The organism is Achromobacter sp. JD417 (assembly GCF_041879325.1).
Taxonomy (GTDB): Bacteria; Pseudomonadota; Gammaproteobacteria; order Burkholderiales; family Burkholderiaceae_B; genus Achromobacter; species Achromobacter mucicolens.
In genome coordinates this window covers 2,681,980-2,697,059 of sequence record NZ_CP087159.1, presented here as the reverse complement: position 1 = coordinate 2,697,059, position 15,080 = coordinate 2,681,980, and the positions used below count along the sequence as shown (strand labels likewise).

Below are 15,080 nucleotides of genomic sequence, written 5' to 3'. Positions count from 1 at the left end.
TTACACCATCGCACGCCGCCGGCAGCCGCTGAAACCCTGATGATCGAACCCCCTTTTAATTAATTAATTCTTTAATTAGAATCCGCCGCATGGTTGCTGCTTCCCGCCCCTTCCCCCCTCGCCGTCCAGGGCGTCCGCCCCGTCCGGACACCGCCACCGCGCGCGCCAATCTGCTGGATCTGGCCACGCAGCTGTTCGCCGCGCAGGGCGTGGCCGCCACCACGATCGCCAACATCGCGCAGCGCGCGGGCGTCACGCCGGCGATGCTGCATTACTACTTCAAGAGCCGCGACCAATTGATCGACGCCGTGGTGCTGGAGCGGATCGTGCCCGTCATCGGCTATGTCTGGGCGCCCGTGCCGCTTGGGCCGGGTGGAGCCGCCGGCGCCCTGACCGCGGATGGCATCCCCGTGAGCGCCCCGCCCGACCCAGCATCGGCGGCGCGTGGCTTCGTCACGGAAATCGTTGGCCGCGTGGTCCAGAGCGCGACCGAAAAGCCCTGGCTGCCGTCGCTGTGGATGCACGAAGTCGTCAACGAAGGCGGCCAGCTGCGCGATCGCGTGCTGCGCCATCTGCCGTCGGACCGGCTTCAGGCGTTCGCTGGCCTCATTGCCGAATGCCAACGGCGCGGCGCCATCACGCCGGGGGTGGAACCGCGCCTGGTGTTCCTGTCCATTCTGGGCATGACGCTGCTGCCGCTGGCCACGTCGAATTTATGGCGCCGCATCTGGCAGAACGACCCGGTGGCACAGACCATCGACAACGACGCGATCGCGCGCCACGCGATCGCCATGCTGACCGGCGGCCTCTTTGCGCCAACCACGCCGCCAACCTCCTCGTCTTCAGGACGCTGACCATGCGCACCCTTCGCCTTCTGCCCGCTTCCCTGGCCTTGCTGACGCTTTTCGGCTGCGGCAACAACGACCAGGCCTTCTATCAGGGCTACGTGGAGGGCGACTACGTCTATGTGGCCTCGTCCGAGCCGGGGCGCCTGGACACGCTGGCGGTGCGGCGCGGCCAGCAGGTCGACGCCAACCAGCCGCTGTACACGCTGGACGCCACGCGCGAAGCGGCCGCGCGCGATCAGGCCCAGGCCGAGCTGTCGGCGGCGCGCGCCCAGCTGGAGGACATCGCCACCGGAAAGCGGCCCCCCGAAGTCGACGTCAGCCTGGCGCAATTGGCGCAGGCGCAGGCGGCCAGCCGGCGGTCCGCCGCGCAGCTTGCCCGCGACAATGCGCAGTTCCGCATCGGCGGCATCCCGCGTTCGCAGCTGGACGATAGCCGCGAGCAGGCGCAGTCGGACGCGGCGCGCGTGCGCGAACTGCAGGCGCAAGTCGAGGTGAACCGGCTGCCGGGGCGCGACGACGCGCGGCGCGCGCAGGCCTCGCAAGTGGAGGCGGCCGACGCCGCGCTGGCGCAAGCCGAATGGACGCTGGCCCAGAAGCAGCTGGCCGCGCCGTCCGCGGGCCGGGTGTTCGACACGATGTACCGGGTGGGCGAATGGGTGCCCGCTGGCAGCCCGGTCGTCAGCCTGCTGCCGCCCGGCAACATCAAGGTGCGCTTTTTTGTGCCGGAGACGGTCGTCGGGTCGCTGAAGATCGGGCAGCAGGCCACGCTGCGCTGCGATGGCTGCGGCGATCCGATACCCGTGCGCATCGATTACGTATCGGATCAGGCCGAATACACCCCGCCCGTGATCTACAGCCGCGAAAGCCGCAGCAAGCTCGTGTACATGGTGGAAGCGCGCCCCGCCGCCGACGTGGCGGCGCGGCTGCATCCGGGCCAGCCGGTGGAGGCCACCCTGCCATGAGCACCCCCGGCTCCGCCACCAACGTCATCGACGTTCACGGCCTGAACAAGCACTTCGGCAACAAGCACGTCGTGAACGACGTGACGCTGCAGGTGCGCGAAGGCGAGATCTTCGGCTTCCTGGGCCCCAACGGCAGCGGCAAGACGACCTGCATCCGCCTCATGTGCGGCCTGCTCACGCCGGATTCGGGCAGCGGCACGTGCCTGGGCTACGACATCCTGCGCGACAGCGCCCAGATCAAGCGCAACGTGGGCTACATGACGCAGAAGTTCTCGTACTGGGAAGACCTGACCATCCGCGAGAACCTGGATTTCGTGGCGCGCATGTACGGCATGGACCAGCGCAAGGAGGCCGTGGACCGCGCGTTGCAGGATCTGGGGCTGCAAAGCCGCGCGGGGCAGTTGACGGGATCCTTGTCCGGCGGCTGGAAGCAGCGGCTGGCGTTGGCCGCCTGCCTGCTGCACCAACCAAGGCTGCTGCTGCTGGACGAGCCCACCGCCGGCGTGGACCCGACGGCGCGGCGCGATTTCTGGGAGCAACTGCATGAACTGGCGGCGCGCGGCATCTCGGTGCTGGTCAGCACCCACTACATGGACGAGGCCGAACGCTGCCACAAGCTGGCCTACATTTCGTACGGCAAGCTGCTCACGCAGGGCACCGCCGACGAGGTCATCGCCGAACAGGACCTGACCACCTGGGCAATCCACGGCGCCAACCTGGTTCCGCTGGGCCAGCAGTTGCGCGGCGCGCCCGGCGTCGACCAGACGGTCGCGTTCGGGTCGGCGCTGCATGTCAGCGGCAAGGACGCGGCGCAGCTGGAAAGCACGCTGCGCGCGGCCATCGCGGGCCAGAACCTGCGGCTGGAACGCGTGGACACGAGCCTGGAAGACGTCTTCATCTACCTGATGAACCGGTCCACCGACAACTTTGCGAGCCAGCCATGACCGCGCGCCTGAACGGCTTTTCGTGGTCGCGCTGGTGGAGCATGGTGCTCAAGGAATTCCTGCAGCTGCGCCGCGACCGCATCACCTTCGGCATGATCGTCGGCCTGCCCATCATGCAGCTGGCGCTCTTCGGATACGCCATCAATACCGACCCGCGCCAGATGCCCACCGCCATCATCGCCTCGGACCACAGCCCGTTCACGCGCAGCTTCATCGCGGCGATGCGTTCGTCGGACTACTTCCACATCGTCGAGGAGCTGGACACCGAGGAAGCGGGCCGCGCCGCCCTGGCGCAGGGCCGCGTGCTGTTCGTCGTGACCATTCCGCCCGACTTCACCCGCAGCCTGTTGCGCGGCGAACGCCCCGCCCTGCTGATCGAGGCGGACGCCACCGACCCCATGGCCACCGGCATGGCGCTGGGCGCGGCCACCCAGCTCACCCAGGCGGTCGCGCAGAAGGACCTGACCGGGCCGCTGGCAAGCCTGGCGGGCGGCCAGCCGCCCTTCGACGTGCGCATTCACCAGCTCTACAACGAAGAACAGATCTCGCAATACAACACGGTGCCGGGGCTGATGGGCGTGATCCTGACCATGACGCTGGTGATGATGACCGGGCTGGCGATGACCCGCGAGCGAGAACGCGGCACCATGGAAAACCTGCTGGCGATGCCGGTGCGGCCGATCGAGGTGATGACCGGCAAGATCGTGCCCTACATCGCCATCGGTCTCATCCAGGCCACCATCATTCTCGCGGCGGCGCATTTCGTGTTCCACGTGCCCGTCATGGGCAGCCTGCTGTCCGTCTACCTGGCCGCGCTGCTCTTCGTCGCGGCGAACCTGACGGTCGGGATCACGCTGTCGTCGCTGGCGCAGAACCAGCTTCAGGCCATGCAGCTGACCATGTTCTATTTCCTGCCGAACATGCTGCTGTCCGGCTTCATGTTTCCGTTCCAGGGCATGCCGATGTGGGCCCAGCACCTGGGCAACCTGCTGCCGCTGACGTATTTCAACCGGCTGATCCGCGGCATCCTGCTCAAGGGCAACGGCTGGTGGGACCTGTGGCCCAACATCTGGCCGCTGATGCTGTTCACCGTCATCGTGATGACCGCCGCCGTGAAGTTCTACCGCCGCACCCTGGATTGATCCCATGCTCCGCGCCCGCCGCCTGCCCGCTTCCCGCCCCCTGGCCGTCTCGGCGCTCTGCGCCCTGCTGACCGCCTGCGCGGTCGGCCCCGACTTCGACAAGCCAGCCGCGCCCGAAGTGACGTCCTACACGCCCGGACAGGACGCGCTGCCGCCGGGCCTGCAGCGCCTGCAGGCGGGCGCCGACATCCCCGGGCAGTGGTGGCGGTTGTTTCAGTCGGAACCGCTGGACAGGCTGGTGCGCCAGGCGCTCGACGCCAGCCCCACGCTGGATGAGGCGCGCGCGCGGTTGCGGCAGGCGCAGGAAGACCTGGCCGCCGACACCGGCGGGCGCATGCTGCCCGCAGTGGACGGCAACCTGTCGGCAGCCCGCAAGAAGGTGGATCCGGCGGCCTATGGCGTGCCGGTCGCCGAGCCGCCCCCGCCCTTCACGCTCTACAACGCCTCCATCGACGTGTCCTACACCCTGGACGTGTTCGGCGCCAACCGCCGCGCGCTGGAAAGCCTGGCCGCGCAGATCGATTACCAAGCCCACGAACTGCAGGCGGCACGCATGTCGCTGGCGGCCAACGTCGTCACCGCCGCCATCCGCCAGGCGGACCTGGCCGAGCGGCTGGCGGCCACGCGCGATCTGCTGGCCGCGCAGGTGAACCAGCAGGACATCATGCAGAAACGGCTGGAGGCGGGCGGCATCGCCCTGGCCGACCTGCGCAACCAGGAGCTGCTGGTCGCGCAGACGCGCGCCACCCTGCCGCCGCTGGAATACCAGCTGGCGCAGGTGACGCACCAGCTTGCGACCTACCTGGGCCTGCCGCCCGCCAGCCTGCAGTCGCCCCCGCTGCGCCTGGCGGACCTGACGCTGCCGCCGGATGTGCCCACGGGCGTGCCCTCGGCGCTGACGCGCCAGCGGCCCGACATCCTGGCCGCCGAAGCCCTGTGGCACAAGGCATCGGCCGACGTGGGCGTGGCCACGGCCAACCTGTATCCGCAGTTCACGCTGACCGCCAGCTTCGGTTCCCAGCGCACGGGCGCGAACGAACTGGCCAATGGCGTGAATGTCTGGAATCTTGGCCTGGGCCTTGTCCAGCCGCTCTTTCACGGCGGCGAGCTGCGCGCGCGCAAACGCTCGGCCGAAGCCGCGTATGATGCGGCCGCCGCGGCCTACCGCCAGACCGTGCTGGACGGTTTGCGCCAGGTGGCCGATGCGCTGCGCGCGCTGCAGACGGACGGCGAGGCCTTCGCGGCCTATGACGACGCCTGGCGCCGCGCGGACGACGCCGGACGCATCGCCGCGGGCCGCTACCAGGCCGGCGGCATCAGCCACCTGAGCCTGCTGGACAGCCAGCGGCAGGTGTTACAGACGCGGATTTCGCGCATCGAGGCCGACGCGGCGCGCTACACCGACACGGCCGCCTTGTTACAAGCGCTGGGCGGCGGATGGTGGAATGAGGCGGTTGCCGCCGTGCCGTGAGCCGCCAAAAGGCGATTCCCGCGCCCATGGCCGAGAATTCGGGTAGGAAAGTGTCGTTGAGCGCTTTTTGGAAAGCGGTGTAACCGTTGCATCATGCCTGTGCTCAAGCTGCATGATGTTTACACCGATTCATGAATGACCTATTAGACCTGATCGTCTTCGCTCCCGACGCCGGCCAGCGCGTGCGCCGCAGCGACGAACTGGCCGAAATGGGGTTCTCGCCGCGTCCTTGCGAAGACTCCAACGGACTGTTCCGCCTGTTCCAGGCCCGCCGCACCCCGCTCCTCGTGATGCAAGCCGAATTTACCGATCTCTGCATGGCCGTCGCAGGTCTGCGCGCCATGGACACCACCGCCGGCATTGTCGCCATTTCCGCCTTCGACACCCCCGAGAACCGCATCCTCGGCCTGCACTGCGGCGCCGACGCCTGTTTTTCGCCCGACGTCGCCACGGGCGAGATCGCGGCCGCCCTGCAGGCGCTGGTGCGCCGCGTGCCCACCGCCGCCGGCCGCCGCGCCCCCGAGGCCGAGCCGCGCCCGGCCGTGGCCGCGGCGCCCGCCGAACCAACCGGCAAGTGGCAATTCCTGGACGCGGCCTGGACGCTCGTCAGCCCCCACGGCACGCGCCTGGCGCTGACCCAGGCCGAACGCGACTTCCTGCTCAAGCTGACCGGCTCGCCCGACAAGCGCATGCCGCGCGGCGACCCGCCGGGCATCGATCCGCATTCCGGCCGCGAATCCGTCCGCCGCACGGACGTCGTCGTCAGCCGCCTGCGGCGCAAGGCTCAGGATGTGGACGTGGAATTGCCCATCCGTACCGTGTGGGGCTGGGGCTACGCATTCACCGGGGAAATCTAGCGCGCCGCGGGCGTATGATTTCGCGTACAAGGCCGCCCCCCGGCCGCTTCTGCCCCGAGTCCCATGGAAGTCTTCGAACGCCTGCAAGCCCTGCTCATCCAGAACCAGGCCCGTTACCGCCTGCTTGAACATGCCGCGGCCGGGCGTTCCGTCGAGGTCGCCGCCATTCGCGGCACCGAGGTCAGCCAGGGCGCGAAGGCGCTGGTCTGCCGCGTAAAGATCTCTTCCAACCTGCGCAAGAACGTGCTGGCCGTCTTTCCCGCGGACAAGCAGGCCGATCTGGACGCCATTGCGCGGGCGGCCGGCGGCAAGAAGGCCTCGCTCGCGTCGCAGGACCTGGCGCGCGAATTGACCGGCTGCGAGATCGGCGCGATTCCGCCCTTCAGTTTCAATCCGGACCTGACGCTGCTGGTGGACCCCAGCCTGCGCGAACGCCACGCCGAAATCGTGTTCAACGCGGGACGCCTGGACGCGTCCATCCTGCTGAACACCGACGACTACTTCCGCCTGGCCGCGCCTGAAGAGGCGCCGCTCATCAAGGCCTGACAGCCGCCCAAGAGGCCACCGTGTCCCGCCCATCCATAAGCCGCGTCGCGCACGCCTCGAACATGCGCTGGCTGATGAGCCTGGCGCACATGGAGCCGTCGCCGGTGAATCCGTGGGTGATGCTGCGCGCCGCGCTGGCCATCGGCCTGCCGACGGCGGTGGGCATGGCGCTTGACCAGGGCGCGGCGGCCGCGCTGGTGGCGCTGGGCGCGCTGCCCGCCATCACGGGCGACAACGGCGGCCCCTACCGCAACCGGGCGCTTTCGATCGGGTCCACGGTGTTCGGCGGCGCCTTGGGCTACCTGCTGGGCAACCTGATCGCCGGGCACGAGCTGTGGACCTCCGCGGCCATGATGGTGCTGGTCCTGGCGGCCAGCCTGGTCGGCACCTTCAACAACATCGCCGCCGTCGCCACGCTGCAATTTGCCACCTACGTCATCGTCGGCTCCAGCTTGACGTCCACGCTGCCCGCGTGGATGCCGCCGGTGCTGGTCGGCGCGGGCGGGCTGTTCGGCCTGGCGCTGACGCTGTCCGGGTGGGTGGTGAACCCCATCGCGCCGGAGCGGGCCGCGGTGGCGCAGGCCTACCGCAAGCTGGCGGCGATGTTCGCGGCGATCGGCACTTCCCGGGTCATGGCCGCACGCCGCGACATGGAAGCGGCCATGACCGCCGCCTATGACACCGTGCTGGCCGCGCGTGGCCGGTCGGCCGGTCCGACGCCGCGGCTGGCCCGCCTGGCCGCGCAGTTGCAGGCCTGCACGCCGCTCACCAATGCCGCGTTGACGCTGGCGCGCGCCGGCCGGGTACTGCCGCCCGAGTGCGCGCGCGTCATGAACCACGTGGCCGACCGGGTCGAAAACGATGCCGAACCGGACGCGCGCGACGACATTGCCGCCCTGCGCCGGGCCGGCATGCCGCAGCTGGCCGAGGCGCTGGAGCAGGTGCAACTGTTGCTGAACGGCGCCCGCGCCGCGCAGCCCGACGCCTTCGCGACGCTTCAGCCCGCGCGCGCGCGTACCCCGTGGCGCGTGCTGGTCCGCACGTACCGGCCCGGACCGACGACGGTGCGGTATCTCGTGCGACTGGGGCTGTGCCTGCTTGCCGCCGAGGCTGTCGCCCTGGCAGCCGCGCTGCCGCGGTCCTACTGGGTGCCGCTCGTCGTCGTGGTGGTGTTCAAGCCCAACTTCGGCTCGGTGTTCGCGCGCGCCCTGCAAAGCTGCGCGGGCAGCGTGGTGGGCGTGGGCATCAGCGCCACCGTCCTCGCGCTGGATCGGGGCGGCCTTGCCAGCCTGCTGACGGTTGCCGCGCTGGCCGCGCTGCTGCCGTGGTCGATACGGCGCAACTATGGGTTGTTTTCGGCCATCATGCTGCCCATCCTCATGCTGCTGATCGGCGCGCTGCAGCCGGGAAGCTGGGCCATTGCGCTGGCCCGCCTGGTGGACGTAGGCGTCGCGGCGGCCATCGTATTGCTGGTGGGCTATCTGCCCTGGATCCGGATCGAACGCAGCAATCTGGACCATGCCGTGTCCTCGGCCACGTCCACGCTGGCGGCGTACCTGAACACGGTCTTTCAGGCCGATCCCGACAAACGGCACGACCTGCGCGCCCGCGCCTACTCGCGCCTGTCGGACCTGCGCATCGCCCTGCAGCGCGGGCTGTCCGAGCCCCGACTGGTCAGCCGCCGCGCGCTGGCCTGGTGGCCGGTCGAAGTGGCGCTGGAACGCGTGGCCAACGCCATCTCGGACACGGCCTGGTCGCTGCCCGACGGCCAGGCCGCGCCCCCCGCCGCCGAGGTCGCCCAACTGGCCGCCGCCCTGGATCGCATTGCCGCCTCCGTCGAACAGGGCCTGCCCGTGCCTGGCGATGCGATCTCGACGCCTTCGCCCGCGCTGCGCGACGTCGCCGCGCAGATCGAAGCCTTGCGCGCCACGCTGGCCGGACCCGACTTCACCGCCGCGCCCGGCCGCCCTGCCAATCCCTCCCCCCTTCATCAGGTCTGAATCATGTGTCTTGCCGTACTGGCCCTGCACTCCTTGCCCGGCATCCCCGTCCTGATCGCCGCGAACCGCGACGAGTTCCACGCGCGTCCCACCCTGCCCGCCGCGCAATGGCCGGACGCCCCGACCATCTACGCTGGGCGCGACGGCCAGGCGGGCGGCACGTGGATGGGCGCGACGACCGAGGGGCGCTACGCGCTGGTCACCAACTTTCGCGAACCCGGCCGGCATCTGGACGACGCGCCGTCGCGCGGCGCGCTGGTCGAGGACTTTCTGCGCGGCGCCATGACGCCGCAGGCGTATCTGGAAACGGTGCATGACGTGGACCAGGCCTACAACGGCTTCAACCTGATCGTGGGCGACGCCCGCCAGGCGTGGTACCTGAGCAACCGCGACGGCGGGCCGCGCGCGCTGGCCCCCGGCGTCTATGCCCTGTCCAATCACCTGCTGGACACGCCTTGGCCCAAGTTGGCGCGAACCAAGGCCGCGTTCACCGCCGTGCTGCACCACCAGCCGCAGCCGGATCTGCCCGCGCTGTTCGCCGCGCTTGCCGACCGCAGCCCGGCGGACGATGCAGACCTGCCCGCCACCGGCCTGCCGCCGGACCGCGAGCGGCTGCTGAGCAGCCCGTTCATCGTCAGCCCCGAGTACGGCACGCGCAGCTCCAGCGTAATGGCGCTGCATGGCGGCGGCGCGGGGCATCTGGTGGAACGGCGCTTCGCGCCGGATGGTTCGGTCAGCGGCGTGAGCCAGCTGACGTTTAGCTGGCGGCAGGCCAGCGGCGGCACCGCGCGCGGCGCCTGATACAAACGGTTGATTTCCGAGGCGGACGGACGCGAACTCGCCTTGCGCGGCGAAGTCGAATCGTTGCAAGCTACCGCCGGGGGCAGCCACAACGCGCTGCCCCGCCGGTTTTCCTGCAGGAGAATTCCATGAACAAACGTTTTGAACGCTGCACGATGGCCGCCGCCATGGCCCTGGGCACCATGGCCATTGCAGGCGTCCTGTCCACCGCCCAGGCAGGCATGCCGCCCGTGCAGCATCAGGGCACGGTGGAGTACGTCAGCGGCGGCATCGGCATCGACGAATCGGAAGCCATGAAGGCCGCGTCCAGCAGCTATCCGCTGGCGCTGACCTTTGCCGCCCAACGCGGCGGCAAGGCCGATTACGTGGCCGACGTCACCGTCGCCATTCGGGACGCCCAAGGCAAGGCCGTGCTGCAGACCACGTCGCAAGGCCCCTACATGCTGGTGAAGCTGCCTGCAGGCAGCTACAAGATATCGGCCACGTACGACGGCCAGGCGCAGGACCGTGAGGTCACGGTGCAAGGCACGGGCACCGCGCGCGCCATGTTCGAGTGGAAGTGATGCCGGGCGGCCGCGGCGCGTAACGCCGCGGCCAGTCTCATTGGGTCATGCGCCGCAGGCTCAGACGCCCGCGAACAGGATCGCGATCACGAACCCCACGCCCGCCGTCCAGACCAGCGAGCGCAGCGCGCCCCAGTTCGCCAGGTACATCGCCAGGTATCCCAGCCGCGTGCCCAGCCAGCACGCCATCAGCGTGGCAACGTGCGCGGGCGAGGCCTGGTTGTACAGCGCGAACAACACCGCGGCGTAGAAAAACGGCAACGCTTCGAATGTGTTGACCTGCGCGGCATTTGCCCGCGCGCGCCACCCATCCTGCCGCGCCAGCCACGCGCGCGGATCGTTGTTGTCGAACGTCTTGCCGCCTGCCTTGGCGATGATCGTGCACACGAACGGCAGCAGCGCCGCGGCCAGCATCAACCACGCGATTGTCTTCATTCCTGACTCCATTGCTGGCGGCGCCATGTCCGCCTGACATGCGGGGCATGTGCCGCCGCTGCCGCATGGTCGCCTGAAATCACCGGCAAGGCAAAGCCGGCGCGGGTCCGCGCGTACACTCAGGCCTTCGCGATAGCCTCCCACCCGCCGATGCCGCACGTCATGCCGTGGTTTGCCCTGTTCCTGGCCGCCGCCCTCTTGTGGCCGCCTGGCACGCGCCGCTGGGCGCTAGCCCCCTTGGCGGTGGCATGGGCCTGGGCACTGGCCGACGGCGTCGTGGATCCCGTGGCGCTGGCGTGGCCGGCACTGCTGATCGCCGCGGCCGCGCTGGTGCGCGCCGGCGCGGGGCCGGCATCGCGCGCGGCCGGTCATGCGCTCTTCGTGGTCGTGGCCGTGCTGCTCTTTGCCCATCTGTTGCCCGGTTTTCACAACCTGCAGGTCATTGCGCCCGCGCCGCTCACGCCAGACGCGGTGCCGTTCGGCATGTACCTGAATATGGACAAGCCGCTCGTGGGGTTCTGGGTGGTGCTGGTGTTGGCCCCGCCGATGGCCGCGGCGCATGCGCGGCTGACCTTGCAGGCGGCGTTGCTGGCGTGCGCGGGCGCGGTGTCCGCCTGCTTGGGCTTGGCGCTGGCGTTGGGGGTGGTGGGATGGGCGCCCAAGTGGCCCGCGTCCGGCTGGATCTGGCTGCTGAACAACGCCCTGCTCGTCACGCTGGCCGAAGAGGCGTTGTTTCGAGGATATGTGCAGGAACGTCTGACGCAATGGTGGCGTCATCATCCGTGGGGCGCCTGGGCGGCGCTGGCCGTGGCGGCCGCGCTGTTCGGGCTGGCGCACGACGCCGGCGGGTGGCAGTGGATGCTGCTGGCGGCGTTGGCGGGGGTGGGATACGGCGTGGCCTACCGCTACGGGGGGCTGGCCGCCGCCGTGCTGGCGCATCTGGGGCTGAACGCGGCGCACTTCGGATGGTTTACCTATCCGATGCGCGCCGCGCTTTGAACATCAAGCCGCCATTGCCGGGTAGTCGGTATAGCCTTCCGGGCCCGATGCGTAGAACGTGGCCGGGTTCGGCGTGTTGAGCGGCGCATTTTGCTGCAGACGCTCGGCCAGATCAGGCGTGGCGATGTACGGCACGCCAAACGCCACGGCGTCGGCACGGCCGGCGGCCACGGCGGCCTCGGCGGTTTCGCGCGTGTAGCCTTCGTTGGCGATGAACACGCCGCCGAATTCGGCCTTCATCATCGGCGCCAGGCTGTCCGGACCTTCGTGTTCGCGGGCACACAGGAAGGCGATGCCGCGCTTGCCCAGTTCACGCGCCACATAGCCGAACAGGCCGGGCAGATCCGAATCGCCCATGTCGTGGGCGTCCGCGCGCGGCGACAGATGCACGCCGACGCGGCCCGCGCCCCAGACCGCCACGCAGGCGTCCACGACTTCGAGCAGCAGGCGCGCGCGGTTTTCAATGGAGCCGCCGTACTGGTCCGTGCGATGGTTGGTGCTGTCCTGCAGGAACTGGTCCAGCAGGTAGCCGTTGGCGGCATGCACTTCGACGCCGTCGAAGCCCGCTTCCATCGCCATCTGCGCGCCGTGGCGGTAAGCCTCGACCACGCCGGGGATCTCCGCGGTTTCCAGGGCGCGCGGCGTCACGTAGGCGCGCTTGGGACGGACATGGCTGACATGGCCCTTGGCCGCGATGGCGCTGGGTGCGACCGGCAGTTCGCCGTCCAGGAACATCGGGTCGGAAATGCGCCCCACGTGCCAGAGCTGCGCGACGATCACGCTGCCCTTGTCGTGCACCGCGGACGTCACCTTGCGCCAGCCCTTGACCTGTTCGGGCGACCACAGCCCCGGCGTATCCGCGTAGCCGACGCCCTGCGGCGTGACCGCGGTGGCTTCCGTGAGGATCATGCCGGCCCCGGCGCGCTGGGTGTAGTACTCGACCATCAGGTCATTGGGCACGCGGCCGGCGCTGGCGCGCTGTCGGGTCAGCGGCGCCATCACGACGCGGTTGCGCAGCGTCAGGTCGCCGACTTTCAGCGGTTCAAACAACGGGTTCATGAAACATCCTTTCGTCCCGGCAATGGGGCGCTTGCGGGTATGGCAGACGGGCTACATATCCTGGTTCAACTGCCGCAGAAACGCGGCAATCACGGGTTCATTGCGACGAAAAAAGACCCACTGCCCCACCTTGGTCGCCGAAATCAGGCCGGCGCGCTGCAGCACCGCCAGATGCGACGACACCGTCGACTGGGACAGGCCGCAGCGATCATCGATATGGCCCGCGCACACCCCGTGTTCAAAGGTGTGGCCCGGGCGCTCCTCGAAATGGGCATGCGGCGTCTTCAGCCAGGTCAGGATGTCGCGGCGGACCGGATTGGCGAGCGCCTTGAGAATGGCGTCTGCGTCGATCGCGGGTTGCGTGGCGTCCTGCTCGGTGCGTGAGGAAGTTGCGGTCATATTGGTATATCGCAATTTATCGAATCATATATCGGGTTTAATCGATATGTCGTCATGCCCCTATGGACATCAAGGATTTTCGGCAGGCCGCCGGCGTTCGGGCTTCAGGCTGTCTGCCCAGTCACGCGCGACGTCGCGCCGCGCTTTCCGGTTGACCAGGGCGGTGATGGCCATGGCGATGACCGCGCCCAGCGCCGCCAGCGCCATGTCCTTCTGCGCATCCCAGATATCGCCCTGCGTCCCCAGATAAGCCGCGCCCAGGTCGCCGCCAAAGAACTCGGCAGCGCCCCACTCGATCAGTTCGTACAGGGCCGAGGTCGACAGCGTGACGTCCATCGGCAGGAAGTACGCCCAGAACCCGCGCACTTCGGCCACGCGCAGAAAGATCTCGCGGATCGGGTAAGCGAGCAGCAGGCCATACGAAAAATGCACGACGCGGTCGAAGTTGTTGCGTTCCCAGCCCAAGAGGCTGTTGAGCGTGCGCCCGGTCAAGGCACGCCACCACTCGTCATACGGGACCAGGGAATACGTATAGTGCGCCCCGATCGTATGCAGGCACAGAAACAGGAAGATCAACGTGTACGACACGCGCGAGAACACGAACGCGTGCCGCGTGGCAAAAAGCACGATGCCCAGGCCCAGCACCAGCGCATTTTCCAGCGCCCAGGCCGAGCGGTCGTGCGGATCGATGGCCAGCGCCGCCCAGATGACGGCAAACACCCCAGCCAGGGAAAGCAGGTAACGGCGGCGTGCGTCGATCATGGCGGCCGCTAATCGCCCTGCACCCGGCCGCGCAGCCGCTTGACCTCGCCGTGCAGCACCTTGCGCTGCACGCGGCGGCGCTGCGAGGCGCGCGTCGGCTTGGTGGCGCGGCGCGGCTTGTCCACCCGGATGGCCGACCGCACCATGCCCACCAGGCGCTCGATGGCCTCGGCGCGGTTCTTTTCCTGGCTGCGGAACGACTGCGATTTGATGACGATCACGCCTTCCTTGGAGATGCGGTGGTCGTTCAGCGCGCACACGGCATCCTGCACCTCGGGTGGCAGGCGGGAAGCGCGCACATCGAAGCGCAGGTGGACGGCGCTGGAGACCTTGTTGACGTTCTGCCCGCCGGCGCCCTGCGCGCGGATCATGGTGAAGGTCAGGTCGCGCTCGTCGATGAATAGCGAGTCTTGGACGTGAAACATAGGCGGCAAGTCTACAGGGCCGGCAGGCTTCGCGCAGCAGGCACGGAGAACGGCGCGCATGCGGATCCCGCGATTTTCCGGGCGGCGGCGCACCCGCCCGCCAACGGCGGCGAACCCGCGTGGCGCAGGGTCTTTCGGCGGATATCGGCCGCGCCAAGTAAAATGATGCGCTTTTGCTCGAATCCAGGGCGGCCAGCCGCCCGCATCCCCCATGACTTACTCCGCCAAAGAAATCTTCAAGACCTTGCAAGGCGAAGGCGCCCATGCAGGCCGCGCGGCGGTATTTTGCCGGTTCGCGGGCTGTAATCTGTGGTCCGGCCGCGAAAGCGACCGCGCCAGCGCCGCCTGCACCTTCTGCGACACCGACTTCATCGGCACCGACGGCGACGGCGGCGGCAAATTCGCCACGGCGGATCTGCTGGCCGACGCCATCGCCGCGGCCTGGGGCCCCGGCGCCGACAATCGCTACGTGGTCTTCACGGGCGGCGAACCGCTGCTTCAACTGGACACGCCGCTGCTGGACGCCATCCACGCCCGCGGGTTCACCGTCGCCATCGAAACCAACGGCACGATCAAGCCGCCCACCGGCGTGGACTGGATCTGCGTCAGCCCCAAGGGCACGGCCCCGGTCGTGGTCGAACGCGGCAACGAGCTCAAGCTGGTCTACCCGCAACTGAACGCCCTGCCCGACGCCTTCGCGCACCTGGATTTCGAGCACTTTTTCCTGCAACCCATGGACGGTCCGGCGCGCGCAGCCAACACCGGGCAGGCCGTCCAGTACTGTATGCAGCATCCGCAATGGCGGCTCAGCCTGCAAACCCACAAATACATAGGCATTCCATGATTTACCCCCACGCCTCGCGGAGC

At 68.8% G+C, this 15,080-nt stretch carries 17 protein-coding genes; 12 read left to right on the top strand and 5 right to left on the bottom strand.

What is annotated here, in order from left to right; all coding sequences use genetic code 11:
• Window positions 1–89: 89 nt before the first annotated feature.
• From LN047_RS12435 to LN047_RS12390, 10 genes are all read left to right on the top strand, one after another.
• A complete protein-coding gene (locus LN047_RS12435) occupies window positions 90–854 on the top strand; it encodes a TetR/AcrR family transcriptional regulator (RefSeq protein ID WP_373981893.1) in 765 nt (254 codons plus the stop codon).
• A 2-nt stretch (window positions 855–856) separates the two neighbouring features.
• Window positions 857–1,810, top strand: coding sequence for an HlyD family secretion protein (locus tag LN047_RS12430; RefSeq protein WP_062841500.1), 954 nt, complete (start codon window positions 857–859; stop codon window positions 1,808–1,810).
• A complete protein-coding gene (locus LN047_RS12425; RefSeq protein WP_062841501.1) occupies window positions 1,807–2,754 on the top strand; it encodes an ABC transporter ATP-binding protein in 948 nt (315 codons plus the stop codon). Before LN047_RS12430 ends, LN047_RS12425 begins: the two co-directional genes overlap by 4 nt.
• Complete coding sequence (locus LN047_RS12420; protein ID WP_128829460.1) at window positions 2,751–3,896, top strand: ABC transporter permease; 1,146 nt, start codon at window positions 2,751–2,753, stop codon at window positions 3,894–3,896. Before LN047_RS12425 ends, LN047_RS12420 begins: the two co-directional genes overlap by 4 nt.
• 4 nt (window positions 3,897–3,900) lie before the next feature.
• The gene (locus LN047_RS12415; RefSeq protein ID WP_373981892.1) at window positions 3,901–5,367 is read left to right on the top strand and encodes an efflux transporter outer membrane subunit; all 1,467 of its coding nucleotides are present in this window, start codon (window positions 3,901–3,903) and stop codon (window positions 5,365–5,367) included.
• 131 nt (window positions 5,368–5,498) lie between these two features.
• The gene (locus LN047_RS12410; RefSeq protein WP_179689007.1) at window positions 5,499–6,224 is read left to right on the top strand and encodes a response regulator transcription factor; all 726 of its coding nucleotides are present in this window, start codon (window positions 5,499–5,501) and stop codon (window positions 6,222–6,224) included.
• Window positions 6,225–6,287: 63 nt separating this feature from the next.
• Window positions 6,288–6,770, top strand: coding sequence for a YbaK/prolyl-tRNA synthetase associated domain-containing protein (locus LN047_RS12405; RefSeq protein WP_056317222.1), 483 nt, complete (start codon window positions 6,288–6,290; stop codon window positions 6,768–6,770).
• 20 nt (window positions 6,771–6,790) lie between these two features.
• A complete protein-coding gene (locus LN047_RS12400) occupies window positions 6,791–8,770 on the top strand; it encodes an FUSC family protein (RefSeq protein ID WP_373981891.1) in 1,980 nt (659 codons plus the stop codon).
• A gap of 3 nt (window positions 8,771–8,773) precedes the next feature.
• Window positions 8,774–9,571, top strand: coding sequence for an NRDE family protein (locus tag LN047_RS12395; RefSeq protein ID WP_373981890.1), 798 nt, complete (start codon window positions 8,774–8,776; stop codon window positions 9,569–9,571).
• A 128-nt stretch (window positions 9,572–9,699) separates the two neighbouring features.
• A complete protein-coding gene (locus LN047_RS12390; protein WP_062841507.1) occupies window positions 9,700–10,134 on the top strand; it encodes a carboxypeptidase-like regulatory domain-containing protein in 435 nt (144 codons plus the stop codon).
• A 60-nt stretch (window positions 10,135–10,194) separates the two neighbouring features.
• Here the strand turns inward: LN047_RS12390 and LN047_RS12385 are convergent, their stop codons facing one another.
• Window positions 10,195–10,569 carry an MAPEG family protein gene (locus tag LN047_RS12385; RefSeq protein ID WP_373981889.1) on the bottom strand — a complete coding sequence of 125 codons (375 nt, stop codon included), beginning with the start codon at window positions 10,567–10,569 and terminating at the stop codon, window positions 10,195–10,197.
• Window positions 10,570–10,731: 162 nt separating this feature from the next.
• Here LN047_RS12385 and LN047_RS12380 point away from each other — a divergent pair, with 162 nt between their 5' ends.
• On the top strand, window positions 10,732–11,568 hold the full coding sequence (locus tag LN047_RS12380; protein WP_373981888.1) for a type II CAAX prenyl endopeptidase Rce1 family protein: 837 nt from the start codon (window positions 10,732–10,734) through the stop codon (window positions 11,566–11,568).
• 3 nt (window positions 11,569–11,571) lie between these two features.
• Here the strand turns inward: LN047_RS12380 and LN047_RS12375 are convergent, their stop codons facing one another.
• The 4 genes from LN047_RS12375 to arfB form a co-directional block, all read right to left on the bottom strand.
• Entirely contained in the window at window positions 11,572–12,627 is a 1,056-nt protein-coding gene (locus tag LN047_RS12375) for an alkene reductase (RefSeq protein WP_056317203.1), read from the bottom strand.
• A 51-nt stretch (window positions 12,628–12,678) separates the two neighbouring features.
• Window positions 12,679–13,026: a helix-turn-helix transcriptional regulator gene (locus LN047_RS12370; protein ID WP_056317201.1), complete on the bottom strand. Its 348-nt coding sequence runs from the start codon at window positions 13,024–13,026 to the stop codon at window positions 12,679–12,681.
• A 69-nt stretch (window positions 13,027–13,095) separates the two neighbouring features.
• Window positions 13,096–13,788 (bottom strand): DUF2238 domain-containing protein, encoded by a 693-nt coding sequence (locus LN047_RS12365; RefSeq protein ID WP_062841512.1) that lies wholly within the window; start codon window positions 13,786–13,788, stop codon window positions 13,096–13,098.
• 8 nt (window positions 13,789–13,796) lie between these two features.
• Window positions 13,797–14,213, bottom strand: a complete 417-nt coding sequence (gene arfB, locus LN047_RS12360) for an alternative ribosome rescue aminoacyl-tRNA hydrolase ArfB (RefSeq protein WP_152384299.1) — start codon at window positions 14,211–14,213, stop codon at window positions 13,797–13,799.
• Window positions 14,214–14,424: 211 nt separating this feature from the next.
• On the opposite strand from arfB, the gene queE reads away from it, so the two are divergent.
• A complete protein-coding gene (queE, locus tag LN047_RS12355) occupies window positions 14,425–15,057 on the top strand; it encodes a 7-carboxy-7-deazaguanine synthase (protein ID WP_373981887.1) in 633 nt (210 codons plus the stop codon).
• Window positions 15,058–15,080 lie beyond the last annotated feature (23 nt).